Origin of the sequence: Streptomyces sp. NBC_00878 (assembly GCF_026341515.1) — a bacterium.
GTDB lineage: Bacteria > Actinomycetota > Actinomycetes > Streptomycetales > Streptomycetaceae > Streptomyces.
This window is the reverse complement of the sequence record NZ_JAPEOK010000001.1, coordinates 1570645-1585669: the sequence shown is the minus strand read 5'-3', so window position 1 is coordinate 1585669 and position 15025 is coordinate 1570645. Positions and strand designations below refer to the sequence as shown.

12 protein-coding genes and 2 pseudogenes are annotated in these 15025 nt (G+C 69.8%); 7 read left to right on the top strand and 7 right to left on the bottom strand.

The window, feature by feature from the left end; translation table 11 throughout:
• The first annotated feature begins 34 nt into the window (after nucleotides 1-34).
• Together OHA11_RS06385 and OHA11_RS06380 are read left to right on the top strand one after the other, a co-directional pair.
• The gene (locus OHA11_RS06385; RefSeq protein ID WP_266492848.1) at nucleotides 35-1561 is read left to right on the top strand and encodes an NAD(P)/FAD-dependent oxidoreductase; all 1527 of its coding nucleotides are present in this window, start codon (nucleotides 35-37) and stop codon (nucleotides 1559-1561) included.
• Complete coding sequence (locus OHA11_RS06380) at nucleotides 1558-2637, top strand: Rieske 2Fe-2S domain-containing protein (protein WP_266492846.1); 1080 nt, start codon at nucleotides 1558-1560, stop codon at nucleotides 2635-2637. Before OHA11_RS06385 ends, OHA11_RS06380 begins: the two co-directional genes overlap by 4 nt.
• Nucleotides 2638-2744: 107 nt before the next feature.
• On the opposite strand, the gene OHA11_RS06375 is transcribed toward OHA11_RS06380, so the two are convergent.
• The 4 genes and pseudogenes from OHA11_RS06375 to OHA11_RS06360 all read right to left on the bottom strand — a co-directional run bounded on the left by OHA11_RS06375 (nucleotide 2745) and on the right by OHA11_RS06360 (nucleotide 7308).
• Nucleotides 2745-4970, bottom strand: a complete 2226-nt coding sequence (locus OHA11_RS06375; RefSeq protein WP_266492843.1) for a haloacid dehalogenase-like hydrolase — start codon at nucleotides 4968-4970, stop codon at nucleotides 2745-2747.
• 111 nt (nucleotides 4971-5081) lie between these two features.
• A pseudogene (locus OHA11_RS06370) lies at nucleotides 5082-5267 on the bottom strand (integrase core domain-containing protein); the annotation flags it as partial.
• Between the two features lie 257 nt (nucleotides 5268-5524).
• The gene (locus tag OHA11_RS06365) at nucleotides 5525-6184 is read right to left on the bottom strand and encodes a response regulator transcription factor (RefSeq protein WP_266492841.1); all 660 of its coding nucleotides are present in this window, start codon (nucleotides 6182-6184) and stop codon (nucleotides 5525-5527) included.
• Complete coding sequence (locus tag OHA11_RS06360; protein ID WP_266492839.1) at nucleotides 6181-7308, bottom strand: sensor histidine kinase; 1128 nt, start codon at nucleotides 7306-7308, stop codon at nucleotides 6181-6183. The genes OHA11_RS06365 and OHA11_RS06360 overlap by 4 nt, the downstream gene beginning before the upstream one ends.
• 232 nt (nucleotides 7309-7540) lie before the next feature.
• Between OHA11_RS06360 and OHA11_RS06355 the strand changes: the two genes are divergently transcribed.
• Nucleotides 7541-7939 (top strand): DUF6223 family protein, encoded by a 399-nt coding sequence (locus OHA11_RS06355; protein ID WP_266492836.1) that lies wholly within the window; start codon nucleotides 7541-7543, stop codon nucleotides 7937-7939.
• A gap of 75 nt (nucleotides 7940-8014) precedes the next feature.
• Here the strand turns inward: OHA11_RS06355 and OHA11_RS06350 are convergent, their stop codons facing one another.
• Nucleotides 8015-9286 carry an APC family permease gene (locus OHA11_RS06350; RefSeq protein ID WP_266492834.1) on the bottom strand — a complete coding sequence of 424 codons (1272 nt, stop codon included), beginning with the start codon at nucleotides 9284-9286 and terminating at the stop codon, nucleotides 8015-8017.
• 82 nt (nucleotides 9287-9368) lie between these two features.
• On the opposite strand from OHA11_RS06350, the gene OHA11_RS06345 reads away from it, so the two are divergent.
• The gene (locus OHA11_RS06345) at nucleotides 9369-10148 is read left to right on the top strand and encodes an ArsR family transcriptional regulator (protein ID WP_266492832.1); all 780 of its coding nucleotides are present in this window, start codon (nucleotides 9369-9371) and stop codon (nucleotides 10146-10148) included.
• Complete coding sequence (locus OHA11_RS06340) at nucleotides 10145-10522, top strand: VOC family protein (RefSeq protein WP_266492829.1); 378 nt, start codon at nucleotides 10145-10147, stop codon at nucleotides 10520-10522. Before OHA11_RS06345 ends, OHA11_RS06340 begins: the two co-directional genes overlap by 4 nt.
• Before the next feature lie 79 nt (nucleotides 10523-10601).
• Here OHA11_RS06340 and OHA11_RS06335 read toward each other — a convergent pair.
• Both OHA11_RS06335 and OHA11_RS48495 read right to left on the bottom strand, forming a co-directional pair.
• A pseudogene (locus OHA11_RS06335) lies at nucleotides 10602-11308 on the bottom strand (IS256 family transposase); the annotation flags it as partial.
• A gap of 130 nt (nucleotides 11309-11438) precedes the next feature.
• On the bottom strand, nucleotides 11439-11795 hold the full coding sequence (locus OHA11_RS48495) for a recombinase family protein (protein ID WP_353962971.1): 357 nt from the start codon (nucleotides 11793-11795) through the stop codon (nucleotides 11439-11441).
• Between the two features lie 453 nt (nucleotides 11796-12248).
• Here OHA11_RS48495 and OHA11_RS06330 point away from each other — a divergent pair, with 453 nt between their 5' ends.
• Nucleotides 12249-12917 carry a hemerythrin domain-containing protein gene (locus tag OHA11_RS06330; protein ID WP_266492827.1) on the top strand — a complete coding sequence of 223 codons (669 nt, stop codon included), beginning with the start codon at nucleotides 12249-12251 and terminating at the stop codon, nucleotides 12915-12917.
• Between the two features lie 675 nt (nucleotides 12918-13592).
• Entirely contained in the window at nucleotides 13593-14987 is a 1395-nt protein-coding gene (locus OHA11_RS06325; protein ID WP_266492825.1) for an FAD-binding oxidoreductase, read from the top strand.
• The last annotated feature ends 38 nt before the right edge of the window (nucleotides 14988-15025 follow it).

Below are 15025 nucleotides of genomic sequence, written 5' to 3'. Positions count from 1 at the left end.
TGCATGTGATGCCCGGCCGCGAGGGGGCGGGGATGTGCAGGTGGTGGTGGTCGGCGCCGGGTTCTCCGGCATCGGTGCCGCCATCCGGCTGCGCCAGGAGGGCTGGCGTGACCTTGTGGTGCTGGAGAAGGCGTCGCAACTCGGGGGTACCTGGCGGGAGAACACCTACCCGGGGTGCGCCTGCGATGTCCCGTCCTCCCTGTACTCCTACTCCTTCACCCCCAACCCGCGGTGGAGCAGAACCTTCGCCGGTCAGCCGGAGATCCACGACTACCTGCGGACGACCGCGGACCGGTACGGGGTCGGTGAAGTGCTGCGGTGCGGTGTCCGTGTCCTAGGGGCCCGGTGGGACCAGGCCGCGGGGCGCTGGCTTGTGCAGACCACCGACGGCGAGTACCGCGCGAGGGTTCTGGTCCTGGCCACCGGGCCGTGGCATGAGCCACGGCGGCTCGATGCGCCGGGTTTGGACGAGTTCCCAGGGCCGGTGTTCCACACCGCTGAGTGGGACCACGCTGTGGACCTCACCGGCCGGCGCGTGGCCGTCGTCGGCAGTGGCGCCTCCGCCGTCCAGGTCGTCCCGGCCATCCAGGACCGGGCGGCGGCCGTACACCTCTTCCAGCGCACCGCACAGTGGCTGCTGCCCAAGCCCGACCTGCCGGTTCCCCTGGCCATCAACTGGTCTTTAGGCCGTGTTCCAGGCGTACGGCGCACCCTGCGGGCCGGTCAGTACGGCCTGCAAGAGGGCATCGGCTACCTGCTCCGCCACCCACGGCTGGCAGGTCCTCTCGAGACTGCGGCCCGGGCCCATCTGAGACTCACGGTTCGTGACCCGGAGCTGCGCCGGGCGCTGATGCCCGGCCACCGCCTGGGCTGCAAGCGTCTGTTGACGTCGAGCACGTTCTACCCGGCCCTGGCCCAGCCCCATGTCCACCTCCACCCCACCGCTCTGTCCTGCGTACGCGGCCGGCACCTCATCGGTGCCGACGGCACCGCGATCGAGGCCGACGTGGTGATCACCGCCACCGGCTTCCGCGTCGGTGAGCTGCCGCTGGCCCGCAGCGTGCACGGCACGGCAGGCCGGACATTGCACGAGACCTGGGCCGGGGACGGCCCTCAGGCATACCTCGGCACCAGCGTCAGTGGGTTCCCCAACCTCTTTCTCCTCCTGGGCCCCAACCTCCTTTCCGGCTCCACCTCCGCCATCAGCGTGCTCGAAGCCCAACTCGCCTACCTGGGCGCCGCTCTGAGGCACCTGCGCCGCGAAGGCCACGCCTCCATGGACGTCAGACCGGCTGTCCAGGCCGCCTACAACACCGCGGTGCAGGACGCACTGCGGACCACCGTGTACAACGCGGGCGGCTGCTCCAGCTACTACTTCCACTCCAGCGGGCGGAACACCTTCTGCTGGCCCTGGTCCACCGGCCGGCTCACCCGCTCACTGAACCGCTTCGATGCCGCTGCCTACACCTGCCGCGCACCATCCACCCCTGCCCCCGTGCCCGCACCCCGGGCAACTGCGGAACACAGCTTCCCGGCGGATGAGGAAGGAATCACCGCATGACCAGGCGGCACCCCAGGCCACAGCCGTACGACCGGGAACTTGACCATCTGAGTCTCCTGGCAGGCGGTGGGCAGCAGGAGCTCTGTCCCACCGGCTGGTACTTCGCCCGGTTCAGCCGGCATCTTCGCCCTGGCCAGGTGGTCCCCGTCACCTACATGGCCCGGCGGTACGCGCTGTTCCGCACACGCGGCGGGCAGGTCGGGATGATCGACAGCCAGTGCTGCCACATGGGCGCCGACCTCAGCCGGTGCGGCCGGGTGCGCGAGGAGAGGCTGGTCTGCGGCTTCCACGCCTGGGAGTTCGATACGGAGGGAGCGTGCCGGAAGATCCCCGGCGCGGACCGTATCCCCTCCCGGGCCGTGCAGCACAGCGTCCCCGTGACCGAGCAGGGAGGCATCATCTGGTTCTGGCACGGGTCACCGGCCCCGGAGCCCATGAGCGGGCTGAGCTTCGCCGAGGACCGCCGTCGCCACCTCTGCCTGGCCGGTGAGGTGCTCGTCTGTCACGCGGATCTCCTCCCGATCGGTGAACACGTGACCGACGTCTCGCACTGGCCCTACACGCACAGTCCGGGGCGAACGATGACCTCCGTCCAACTGCGGGACGAAGGACGTCACTTCTCCTTCCGGATCCAGCCCGCCGAGGAGGACGGCACCCGTATCCACCACTTCCGTCCGTACGTACTGGTCGAGATGGCGAGCCCGACAACCGCGGTGGCCACTCCTCAGCCGGGCCCGCAGCCGGACGGAAAGCCGCCCCGGATGGCCTTCGTCGCGGCTGTGAGTCCCGTGCGGCCCGGTGTCACGATCGCGACGTGGAGCCTGATCGTCCGCAAACTCGGACCCGACTGGCTGCTCTGGCCGGCCAACCGTCTCTGGGCGGCCTTCCTGTGGCGCCTGGTCAGGCGAAATCACCGTGCCGACTTCGAGATCCTGCGCTGGATGCGCCCAGTGGCCAAGGACCTCTGGTCCGTCGCGGACGGGCCCACCCTCCGCGCATACCGGCGCTTCTACCGGCGCAATCTTCCCCCGGCCATGGAGGGATCCACGGAGGAACTCGCCTCCGGGAACACGTGACGGCTGGGCAGCCCACGAGTATCAGCCCGGACCCACCGCCTGGCCCCGCCACTGCTCTCGCGAGCGCCTCCGGGCAAGGTGAGATTCAAGCCCGATCGGGTGGTTGTTCACGCGTAGTGGGTGAGGGCGAGGAGGACGAAGATGTCGGTGAGGACGGGGATGGCGTAGCGCAGAGGGCGGGGGGCGGCTTGGTCGGAGGGTGAGGTGTATCCGCCGTCGGGGTTCTGTTCGCCCAGAAGGTAGTGCAGGCCGCTGCGGACGGTGGGGTGGGTGCGGTGCGTGGGGGCGAGCGCGGTGAGGGTGTAGGCGGTGCTCATCGCGTCGCTGGCCTCCCCGGGGGTCTGGCCCCAGCCGCCGTCGGGGTTGGCGGTGACGAGCAGGCGCTGGTGGATGGAGTCGATGGCCGGACCCAGATGTCCTTGATGGCTTGAGGGGTTGTGGCGGTGGGCGAGCGTGAGGGCGGTCAGGGCGCGGAGCATGGCGTTGGCTTCGCTCAGGCTCCAGCTGCGTTCGAAGGTGCCGTCGGGTTTCTGCGCGTTGAGGAGGTAGCGGGTTGCCCCCTCCAGCAGGGGGGCGTGGGTGAAGTGGTAGGGGCGCAGGGCGATGAGGGCGTTGGCGGTCATGGTCGGCTCGGAGGGCTGGCCGGGTAGATAGGTCGGCATCCCGCCGTCCTCGCCCAGGTGCGCCGCCAGGAACTGCCGGGCGAGGGCGATGTGTGCCCGGTAGCGCTCGGGGCCGATGGCGTGCAGGAAGGACAGGACGTGGGTGGTGGTGTCCGTGTCGGTCTGTACGACGTCCTGGGCGTAGGCCCAGCCGCCGTTGCCGGCCTGCTGGGCTGCGAGGTAGTCGCCCATCGCGAGCAGCACCTGCCCTTTGGCGCCGGCGCGCGCCAGCGCGAGGCCCGCGGTGGCGGTGGAGAAGATCTCCTCGCTGGTGATGAACGGCATGCCGCCGTCGTCGCGGACGGCTTCGGCCAGGGCCGTGATGCCGTCGTGGATGACCTGGTGGCCGGGCATCGTCCGGTGCAGCGACAGCAGTGCGAACAGGTGCGCGAACACGTTGCCCTCGATGACTCCGCGGTCCTGGCCGCGTTCGGTCAGCCGCAGCAGGCGTGCGGTCAGTTCCGGGGCGACGGGGTCCGGCACGTGCAGGTGGTGGAGGGCCATTTGCCGCAGGCGGGTCCAGGTGGCCTCGTTGTGGTGCTCGAACGCGTGGGAGGGGGCGTCGACGTGGAAGGGCTCGGGGCCCACGACGGCGAGGATCGCCTCCAGGGCGAGCTTCTTGCGGTCGGAGGAGTGCTGGGCGGCGCCGGAGAAGGTCTGCTCGATGAGCCGGTGCCGGTCCGTCGGCGGGGTGCCGTGCAGGGTGGCGTCGATGACCGCCGCATCGAAGGCGCCTGCGGCTGTACGGCTGCGCGAGAGGTAGGCGTGCAGCCGGCTCTGCATCCCGGGCAGGGCATTCGCGCGGCGCAGCAGGGTCAGCATCAGGGCCGACTCGGTGACCCGGCTGCGGCACTCGCCCGTGACGGCTCCCTGGTTGCCCACCTGGGCCAGCAGCCGCTCGGTCAGCCGACGGATCGCACTGCCCACCGATGTCACGGGCGCTGCGTGGCGGGCCGGCGGCACCTCGCGGGCAGGGGCTGGTGGGGAGACGGGCAGAGCGGCCTGGTCGCGCAGGTGAGTGAGCAGGCTGGTGCGGTCACACACGGGCCATGAGTGCCGGCGGGCCAGCGCCCTGAGCGCGGGGGAGGGCTCGAACGCCACGGGGTGGCCGACCCGGCTCAGCGACGAGACGTCACCCAGGGAGTTGCCCACGGCCAGCGAGTCCGGCCAGTCGATGTGTCCGGTGCCCGCCAGGTCCTGCGCAGCCCTGTCCTTCCCGTCAGCGACCGCTGAGGCGACCCGGCCGGTGAACAGCCCGTCAGCCGCCTCGAACTGCGTGCCGCGAAACAGGGCCACGCCCAGCTCACAGGCAAGGTAAGCCACCATCTCCTGCGGGCCACCCGAGATCAGCAGGGGCACATAGCCGGCGTCCTGCAACGCCGCGGCCAGCGGCCGGGTTGAGGCGAACAGCCGCTCGCGTTGCCGTTGCCACAGCCGGGCCATCACCGCGGACACCGACCGGGACGGCACATCGGTCAGCATCGCGGCGAACAGCTCGTTCATCCGCGCCGCCGCCGCAGGGTCCTCGCCATCCGATGCCGACTGGGCCTGGCGCAGCCGTTCCAGGCGGTCCCGGGGAACAAGCCCAGCCTCGGCCAGCATCATCGGCAACCGACCGGCCAGCGTGCCGGCGATCAGAGTCCCGTCCACATCCAGCACCGCGATACGCATCCTCCGAGCCTCGCGGGCACGCCACCGCATCGACGGGGATTCCCAGCCCTGTCACCCGATCGAAGACACAGCACCACTCGCCCCTGAACCGCCCCGGGTTCGGTAGAGATCTCAGATTGTGGTTGTGACCTGGGGTTTCGTGGATTCCATGTAGTGATTGGCCTCGTACTCGACGGGCGGAACGTGGCCTATCTCACCGTGGAGGCGCCGGTGGTTGTACCAGTCGACCCACTCGGCGGTGGCCAACTCGACCGGGGAGAGCGACTTCCAGGCACGCTGGGGTTTGATCAACTCGGTTCAACCTCACCCCGCAGGAGACGCCGCTCTTCACTGCCTGACCGCCGTACCCCGGGGAGATCACGGTACGGGCGAACCGACCATCGACTTTTCGGAGGTGGTCGTGGTTCCTTCGGTGCGGGTTACGGGCGCTCCCCGCAGGGGGTGGGTCTCGGGTACTGGTTTGCCGGGGGCGTGAAGGCGGCGAGCACCGTGGCGGTGATGTGGTCGGGGCATGGTCGGACGTCCACCGCGAAGTCGGCAATCACTGCCGGCTGTCAGCCGTTGCGCGGGGCGGCCAGGCCGGATTCGTAGGCGAGAACCACGAGTTGGGCCCGGTCGCGGGCATGGAGTTTGGTCATGGCCCGGTTGATGTGGGTCTTCGCGGTCATCGGGCTGATCACCATGTGGTCGGCGATCTGGTCGTTGGACAGGCCCTGTGCGGCCAGGGCGACCGCTTCGCGTTCGCGGCCGGTCAGCTCCTCCAGCGCGGCACTGGAGGCGGGGGGCAGCTGGGCGACGTACCGGTGGATCAGCTTGCGGGTGATGGACGGGGCGAGCAGAGCGTCGCCGCGGGCGGCTACCCGTACGGCGTGCAGGAGGTCCTCCGGCACGATGTCCTTGACCAGGAATCCGGCGGCGCCGGCGCGCAGTGCTTCGAAGACGTACTCGTCCATGCCGTAGTTGGTCAGGATGACGACGTGCACGTCCGCCAAGGCCGGGTCCGCGGCGATGCGCCGGGTCGCCTCGATGCCGTCCATGACCGGCATCTGGATGTCGATGAGCGCGACGTCGGGCAGATGCTCCTTGACCAGCACCAGACCCTCTTCACCGTCGGCGGCTTCGGCCACCACCTTGAGGTCGTCTTCGAGGTCGAGCAGTGCGCGGAAGCCGCTGCGGATGAGCGGCTGGTCGTCGACCAGCAGGACACGGATCATGATGCTCGTTCCACTGGGAGTTCGGCCTGGACGGTGAAGCCGTGCTCGGTGCGAGGCTGCGCGCGCAGACGGCCCCCCAGGGCCGTGATGCGTTCGCGCATGCCGAGCAGCCCGAGGCCCGGGGTCGGGGCGTCATCGGGGGTGGCCTTGCCGTCGTCGTCCACCTGGACGGCAAGGGCGTCGGGACGGTATTCGATCCGGACCGTCGCGGTGGTGGCACAGGCGTGCCGGGCCGTGTTGGTCAGCGCCTCCTGGACAATGCGGTAGGCGGTCCGGCCCACCGCGGCCGGCACGACGTGCCGCTGCCCTTCGATCTTCAGCGTCGCGTCCAGGCCCATCGAACGGGCGCGCTCCACCAGTTCCGGTACGTGCTCAAGGCTCTGCGGCGGGGTCGTGTCGTCGTCGCGCAGGGCCTCCAAAGTCGCGCGCAGCTCCCGGGTTGCCTCCCGTCCGGCCGTCTGGATCGCCAGCAGCGTCTCGGGCACCTGCTCGCCGCGCCTGCGGGCTACGTGGACGGCGACCTCGGACTGCACCTTGATGATCGAAATCTGGTGGGTGAGGGAATCGTGCAGCTCCCGTGCGATGTGCAGCCGCTCCTCATCCGCGCGGCGCCGAGCGGTTTCCTCCCGGGTGCGCTCGGCTTGGTCCGCCCGTCGCTCGGCCTGCCGCAACGCCTCACCGGCGGCAAAGGCGGCAATCAGCCAGGCGATTTCCAGCACGTTCCGGGCCTGCGCGAATGCCTCGCGCGCCGGCCCGTCTCGGAAGACCAGCGCCGTGAGAGGGAGAACGACGAGCAAAGACACGGATACCGCCACCGTCAGGGCACGGTGCCCGGCCCGTACGGCGCCGTACACCGCAACCAGGTACGAGACAGCGAGCACCTCAAAACCCGCCGCTTCATACCCCACCGCGCACAGGCCGGTGACAGCCAGCACGGCAATTGGAGCCCTACGACGCGCGACCAGCGTCAGACCTCCCGCCGCCAGCAGCACGGCGCCGAGCAACTCGCGTTCCCCGGCCGGGTGCTGCCCCGACAGCCCGGTTCCCAGCAGCAGTGCCGCCACGCTGATGGCAATCGCCCAGTCCATGGCACCGGCCGGGACACGAAAACGCCCTGTGTCCATGCGCGCACCCTAGCCGGACGCCGTTGCGGGCGAGTCCCGCCCGCGGACGAGCGGTCGGCTACCGCACCCGCGGTACACGCCCGCCGCCTGCCGCATGCGCGGCAGTCAACTGCCATGTCGATGGCAGTGCGAAAGGACTTCACCCGCCGGACGACCAGCAGGGCTGCCGGCAGGCACGCTCAAGGCACAACGGAAACCACGGAATTCGCCACGCACGAAGGAGGAGAGCGGCATGAGCGCAACAGATGTCCTGACGGTGGCCGCCGAGGGCGGAGTCATCGGCGACGGGCGGACCGGGGCCAACTTGGCCCTCGGGGTGGGGCTGATCGGCGTGGCCATCGGCTGGCTGGCTCTGGCCCGCATGGCCGGCCGTAGCAGCACCGGCAACGCGCGCACCGGCGCCATGTCGGCCATGGCGGTGGGCCTGGTCGGCACGGCCCTCGCGGCCCTGCACCTGGCCACCTCCAGCGGCGGCCCGGGCACCGGCAACGGGATGGTGGGAGCCATCGCGGCCATCCCCTTGGGACTGATCGCCATGGCCCTCGGCCGGCGCGCTCTCGCCCGCTCCCGGCACACCGAGCGGAGTGCCGACCGCGTCGGACACGAGCGGGAGTTCGGGTCCACCCCATAAGACCGCCGGACCTACGTCGACGGTTCGCCCGGACATGTGAGTTCGGAGCGACACCCGCTCGTGCAGGTGAGCGGCTCAGGACGCCCGGCGGGCGCTGATGGCCCGGCGTATGCCGTAGGCGGCGATGCCGACGGCCAGGACCATGGTCCCCCATGCGACGGAGTCGGCGGGCAGGGTGAAGGCCAGCACCAGGCAGCCGGCCAGGCCGACCGCGGGGACGAGGCGCGGCGGACGGTTCTCGTCCGGCCTGAGCGTCCAGGCGGAGGCGTTGGCGACGGCGTAGTAGACCAGGACGCCGAAGGAGGAGAAGCCGATCGCGCCACGTACATCGGCGGTGGCGGCGAGCACCACGACCACGGCGCCCACCAGCAGTTCAGCGCGGTGCGGCACCTGGAAGCGCGGATGAACGGCGGCCAGGACGTGGGGCAGGTGCCGGTCACGGGCCATGGCCAGGGTGGTGCGGGAGACACCCAGGATCAGCGCGAGCAATGAGCCGAGCGCGGCGACGGCCGCCCCGACCCGCACGACAGGCGCCAGCCAGTCCGCCCCCGCGGCACGCACCGCATCCGACAGCGGCGCGGCCGCCTCGCCCAGCCCCTGGGGGCCGAGCACCATCAGGACGGCGAGGGCCACGGCCGCGTACACGACCAGGGTCAGGCCGAGGGCAAGCGGGATGGCGCGGGGAATGGTGCGCGCGGGATCGCGGACTTCCTCGCCGAGGGTGGCGATGCGGGCGTACCCGGCGAAGGCGAAAAACAGCAGGCCCGCTGCCTGCAGCACGCCGGTGACGGTGGCGTCGGAGCCGACATCCAGCCGGACGGCGTCCGCCGCCGACGAGGTGAGGCTCGCGACCACGACCGCCGTAAGCACCGCCAGCACGACGGCGACGACAACCCGGGTCAGCCACGCGGACTTCTGGACCCCGGCATAGTTCACAGCGGTCAGCGCCACCACCGCAGCGACGGCCACCGCGTGGGCGTGATCGGGCCACGCGTACGAGCCGACGGTCAGCGCCATCGCCGCGCAGGAGGCGGTCTTGCCGATCACGAAGGCCCAGCCGGCCAGGTAGCCCCAGAAGTCGCCGAGGCGTTCGCGGCCAAAGACGTAGGTGCCGCCCGAAGCCGGATAGCGGGCGGCCAGCCGGGCGGAGGAGGTGGCGTTGCAGTACGCCACCACCGCGGCCACCGCCAGGGCGACCAGCAGCCCGGAGCCGGCCGCGCGGGCGGCCGGGGCGAGCGCCGCGAAGATGCCCGCGCCGATCATCGAACCCAGTCCGATGAGGACGGCGTCGCCGATGCCGAGCCGCCGCTGGAGCTGAGGTGACGCGGTTTCGGCGGGCTGACTCATGACGTGCCTCCGTCTTCCGGCATTGAGCGTCGGGACTCCCGACAGCAAGGTACATCAATCTAGTTTGATGTATTCTGGCTTCATGAGGCCCTCGTCCCCTGCCGCCCCGGCGTTCGTGCAGCTGGCCGCCCACCCGCTGCGGTGGAAGCTGCTGACGGAACTGGCCGCGAGTGACTACCGGGTTCGTGAACTGGTGGAGCGGGTCGGTCAGCCACAGAACCTGGTCTCCTACCATCTGCGGCTGCTGCGCGGCGGCGGGCTGGTCACCGCCCGTCGCAGCAGCTTCGACGCCCGCGACAGCTACTACCACCTGGACCTGGAGCGATGCGTCCACGCGCTCGCCCAGGCCGGTAGCGCGCTGCACCCGGCGCTGGGTTTTGCCCCCGCCCCGCCGCCGCCCTTGCCGCGACCGGAGAGGCGGCCCGCCGTCCTGTTCGCCTGCACCGGCAACAGTGCCCGCTCCCCGATCGCCGAGGCGCTGCTGCGCCACCGCACCGACGGTCAGGTCGAGGTGGCCAGCGCCGGCAGCCATCCCAAACCCCGCATCCATTCCGACGCCGTGCAGGTCCTGCGTGAGCAGCACGGCATCGACATCTCGGGGCAGCGTCCACGACACCTGGACACCCTGCTCGGCCGCCGGTTCGACTACGTGATCAGCCTGTGCGACAAGGTCCGCGAGGTCCGCCACGACTTCGGCGACCAGCCACGGCTGGTCCACTGGAGCATCCCCGACCCCGCCGCGGCCACCAGCCCCGGCCCGGTCGGCCACCCCGCATTCGTCCGCACGGCAGCAGAGATCGACACCCGCATCCGCTACCTGCTGCCGCTGCTCACCCTCACGCCACAGGAGGTTCAGCCGTGACCGCGCCCGACCAGTTCGCCAGCGTCCGCTACCTCGTCGACGACGTCCAGGCGGCCATCGACTTCTACACCACCCACCTGGGCTTCACCCTCCGCAGCCACCCCGCCCCCGCCTTCGCCGACGTGACCCGCGGGCCGCTGCGGCTGCTGCTGTCCGGCCCGGCCAGCTCCGGCGCCCGCGCCACCCCCAGCGACCTCGGCGTCGGGGGCAACCGCATCCACCTGACCGTCGACGACCTCGACACCGAGATCGACCGGCTGCGTGGCGCCGGACTGACCTTCCTCAGCGATGTGGTCTCAGGCCCCGGCGGGCGTCAGATCCTGCTCACCGACCCCGCCGGCAACCTCATCGAACTGTTCGAACCCGCCCGCTAGATGATCAATTCCAAGGGGTCAGTGATCGTAAGCAGTCAGTGAGCGCAAGACGGGCTGGCCGGTGCGGTCGCAATTGGGCTGCGGCCTTGGGGAACTTGGCCTCCAGGGCGTCCAGGACGTGGCGCATCTGGGCCTGGACAGCGTCGGTGTCGGGCTGTTCGAACACGGTCCGCAGCAGGGTCGCGACCCAGGGCTGGGCGGACTTGGGGACCTGGCTCAGTAGATTTCGGGCGTAGTGGGTGCGACATCGCTGCCATGACGCGCCGGGCAGGACCGCGCCGATCGCGTTCACGAGGCCGATGCGGGCGTCGGAGATGACGAGTTGGACGCCGGACAGGCCGCCGGCGATGAGGGAGCGCAGGAAGGTGAGCCAGCCGGCGCCGTCCTCGGCGGTGGCCACGTCGATGCCGAGGATCTCGCGGTGGCCGTCGGCGTTGACGCCGACCGCGATCAGTGCGTGGACGTTGATGATGCGGCCCCCTTCCCGGACCTTCAGGGTCAGCGCGTCGACCCGGACGAACGCGTGAGGCCCTTGGTCCAGCGGCCGGTTGCGGAATGCGGCCACCTGCTCGTCCAGATGTTTTGCCATCGCGCTGACTGGGATTTCGACAGCTGCGTGACACCGAGGGACGCGGCGAGCTTTTCGACCCGGCGCGTATTCACCCCGAGCAGGTAGGCGGTGGCGACCACCGAGATGAGGGTCTGTTCGGCCCGACGGCGTCGTTCCAGGAGTCAGTGCGGGAAGTAGCTGCCCGACCTGAGCTTGGGGATGGCCAGTTCGACAGTGCGCGTGCAGGGGCACACTGTCTGGTGCGGTCATCGTGCTGATCTCCTTCGAGGCTTCGACACTTCGAAGATCAGCCGGTGGCCGTTCGTCTATGCGGGCATCACTCTGAAGCCGGAGCAAACCCCCGGATCAGGTCGAACCCGTACACCATCTCCATGGACGCAACCTCCCTTCGCCGCGTACGGATGCTTGGTGTACGTGACCTCGCGGTCCGAGTGAGGACCACGGGGTGGCCGTCTCGTCCTGGACCTGAGTGAATACCGCCGCGCTGACCAGCGGGGTGTGGCTCTGGTTGTCGGAGTGGATCCATGCACCCTTCTTGTTCCAGGTCTGCTGGGTCCGGTGCCCGAGTGCGACATCGTCCACGTCGATCTGCAGCTCTTCCTTACGCTGCCGGTTCCAGACCTGGTAGCCGGTGTAGCGAGGGGAGGTCTCGGGATCTTGTTGGTCCTCGGTCGAGGATCGGTCGGCGAAAGCGAAGGAGATCGCTGATGCTGCTTCCTTTCGTGCCTCGAATCCTGTGCGGTGGACAGTCCGCCGGGCGGCATTCGGCCTTCGGTATTGGCGGGGCGTCGCGCGGCATCACGGATCGGACGCAGTTGGACGACCGCCCAGTCGTGAAGAGGTGGCCGATGCGGTCGGCGCCAGGGCTCCGAGCAGCGGAACCGTCGATGGCGAAGGCGCGATCGAGAATCCGTCGACAAGTTGTCGAGGGGCGATTCAGGTCGCGTTGATCGGCAGCGCTCACGATGGTGATCGGCCGGGTATCGGTTTCTGGAAGCGCCCGCCGACGACGAGTGCTGGGTACGACACACGCCTTGTTGCCTGTCTTGCGAACTGGTCAGGCTGCGGTCGTACCGCCTCGTGAAGCTTCCACCGTTGTCATCGCCGGGCCATGGCTCCCGGCGATCATCCATCGAACACAAGGACTGCGCGACCATGACTGGGGTAGTCAGCTCGAAACCGGATGTCCACGACATGGTCGTGGTGCACCGGCATTTTCGCCACTTGTTTGCTGAGTCTCCGGATTTGGTACGCGGTCTGGCGCCCGGCGACACCGCACGGGCCGCGCTGGTCGTCGACTCGGTACGGTTCATGCTCAGTTGCGTGGAAGCCCACCACCGCAGCGAGGACGAATTCCTCTGGCCCCTCCTGGGGACGCGGACGGCGGAACACGCCGAGGCAGTCGAACGCATGGAGATACAGCACCACCGTCTCGAAGACCTGATCAGACAGGTGACGGGCGCGCTGGATGAGCTGGCCGCCAATCCCCGGCGCACCCTCTGCGAGCAGGTGGCGACACAGCTCGCCGAGTTGCGATCGCTGTTGAACGAGCACATGGACGAGGAGGAGAAGGTCATCCTGCCCTTGGCCGCCGACTATCTGACGGTTGCCGAGTGGGAGGAGCTCGGGCAGCTCAGCGCGGCGAAGCTGGACAGGAAATATCACCTGCGCGCTTTCAGCTCGTTGATGGCGGCGGCGACTCCTGAGGAGCAACGAATGTTCCTCAGCAAGGTGCCGAAGATCGCGGTTGTTCTGTGGCGCCTGTCCGGACGGCGCTCGTACGCCCGTTTGCAGGCTCAGCTGCACGGAGCGTCAGCCGGCTGACCAGCCTGTGTCGACCGGCGCTTGATCTGATCCCGGCCTGGCGTGCGGACGAGGAAAGCCACGGCGGTCATCGGATCGTCCGGGGACCGGGGGACGACTTGACGCCGTCCGGTTTGAGGCCAGGGCCAGGGCCGGGGCCAGGGCCAGGGCCGGGGCCGACGACGCACAGGCCGTGTCACGGGCGGTTGGGCGGTATTCAGCATCAGCAGCGTTCGGGACCGTCCTGCGGCGCCCCTCGACCGCATGGCGATCCGCTGTCGGCGTGGCGGTGGTCGTGCCGTCGCCCCCTCCGCTGCCGGTGCGATGCGCGGCCGGGGATGGACGCGTGGCTCTCCAACAGCCCTTCCGTACCGGCCGGTTCCTGCTGAACGTCCCGAATGGAGACCACTGACCCGAAGCGTCGGATCCGTGGCGATCAAGTGTGCCCTGCCGCTGTCCCCCCTCGCGCCCACCGCCTCGGAAACGGCGCGGGCGGAAAGCGAGCCCGACCGGTTCCACGGCCGCGTCGCGAGGTGTCGCGAGGTGTCGCGGTGAAGGGGCGATGTGACGCCGTCGAGGGGCGGGCGCCGTCCGTCGTCGTCTGATCGCTCGTCAAGAAGTGACCGTCCGGTTGGTGCGCGAGCAGCGGCCGGGCCGCAAGGACCAGAAAAAGGTCCAGAAAGAAGGCATAGCAGCATGACCGAGTACCTGAGGCGGAGCTGCCTCGAAGCTGACGACATCGCCGAGCTGGCGAAGCGGATCGGGGGATCCGTGTTCGCTCCGGACGACGCGGGCTACGCCGAAGCGGTCGCCGCGTTCAACCTGCGTTCGCAGCACCGGCCCTGGCTGGTGGTGGCGGCCGCCACCACCGCCGACGTACAGGCCGCGGTCGGTTTCGCCACCGCCCACGGCATGCCGGTCGGCGTCATGGCCACCGGTCACCAGCCGTTCCCCGTGACGGAGGGCTTCCTGCTCATCACCACCGGCGCGCTGAGTACGGTCGAGATCGATGCCGAACGTGCTGTGGCCCGCGTGGGTGCGGGTGCACGCTGGAAGGATGTCGTGGAGCCCGCTCAGGCTGCGGGGCTGGCACCGCTGCACGGGTCCGCACCGGATGTGGGGGTGGTCGGTTTCACTCTCGGTGGCGGTCAGAGCCCGTTCCTGGGCCGGACCTACGGCTGGGCCGCCGACCATGTCAACTCGATCGAGGTGGTCACCGCGGACGGCGCGCTGCGCCGGGTGTCGGCGGAGTGCGAACCGGAGCTGTTCTGGGGGTTGCGCGGCGGACGCAGCAACTTCGGCGTCGTCACCGAACTGGAGATCGGCCTCTTCCCGGTGACCTCCTTCTACGGCGGTGGACTCTACTACCCCGCCGAGGACATCGAGGCCGTGATCCGCGCTTACTTCGAGGTGGTGCGGGACGCTCCGGACGCGCTCACGTGCTCCCTGGCGGTGCTGAACTTCCCGCCGGTGCCGGAGGTACCCGAGCCCATGCGCGGCAAGTCCTTCGCGCACGTCCGGGTCACCCACCTCGGCTCCGACGACGAGGCCGAGAAGCTCATCCTTCCGTTCCGGGACATCGGATCGGCGGTCGTGGACACGGTAGGCCGCCATCCCTACGTGGAGTTCGCCGCCGTGCACACGGATCCGACGGATCGCTTCCCGTACGAGGAGCAGGGCATCACGGTGACCGACCTGCCGGCCGAGGCGATCGACGTGATCGTGCGGGACGCCCGCCGGGCCGCGGGCAGCCCGGTCACGGCTCTGGAGATCCGCCACCTCGGCGGCGCCCTGGCGAGGCGACCGGGCGAGGCGGCTCCCGTCGCCGTACGCGAGGCCGTCTTCAGCGTGTGGGGCGTGACGGCCGGGCCGCCGGAAGTGGTCAACGCGGGGATGGCGGTACTGGACGACATGCTCCGGAATCTGACCCCCTGGTCCACGGGCTACGTCTACACCAACTTCGCCGGCCGCGACGACCGGGCCGAGGACGTGTTCACCGCCGCGGACCTCCAACGGCTGCGGACGCTCAAGCAGTTCTACGACCCCCACAACCTCTTCCGGGCGAACAACCACAACATCACTCCGGAATAGGACCCCGCATCACTCCGGAACAGGACTGCGAAGAAGGC

Coding starts and splice junctions, on each gene's coding strand:
- OHA11_RS06380 (WP_266492846.1), top strand. CDS start 1,558: ATGACCAGGCGGCACCCCAGGCCACAGCCGTACGACCGGGAACTTGAC.
- OHA11_RS06375 (WP_266492843.1), bottom strand. CDS start 4,970: ATGCGTATCGCGGTGCTGGATGTGGACGGGACTCTGATCGCCGGCACG.
- OHA11_RS06365 (WP_266492841.1), bottom strand. CDS start 6,184: ATGATCCGTGTCCTGCTGGTCGACGACCAGCCGCTCATCCGCAGCGGC.
- OHA11_RS06360 (WP_266492839.1), bottom strand. CDS start 7,308: ATGGACACAGGGCGTTTTCGTGTCCCGGCCGGTGCCATGGACTGGGCG.
- OHA11_RS06355 (WP_266492836.1), top strand. CDS start 7,541: ATGAGCGCAACAGATGTCCTGACGGTGGCCGCCGAGGGCGGAGTCATC.
- OHA11_RS06350 (WP_266492834.1), bottom strand. CDS start 9,286: ATGAGTCAGCCCGCCGAAACCGCGTCACCTCAGCTCCAGCGGCGGCTC.
- OHA11_RS06345 (WP_266492832.1), top strand. CDS start 9,369: ATGAGGCCCTCGTCCCCTGCCGCCCCGGCGTTCGTGCAGCTGGCCGCC.
- OHA11_RS06330 (WP_266492827.1), top strand. CDS start 12,249: ATGACTGGGGTAGTCAGCTCGAAACCGGATGTCCACGACATGGTCGTG.
- OHA11_RS06325 (WP_266492825.1), top strand. CDS start 13,593: ATGACCGAGTACCTGAGGCGGAGCTGCCTCGAAGCTGACGACATCGCC.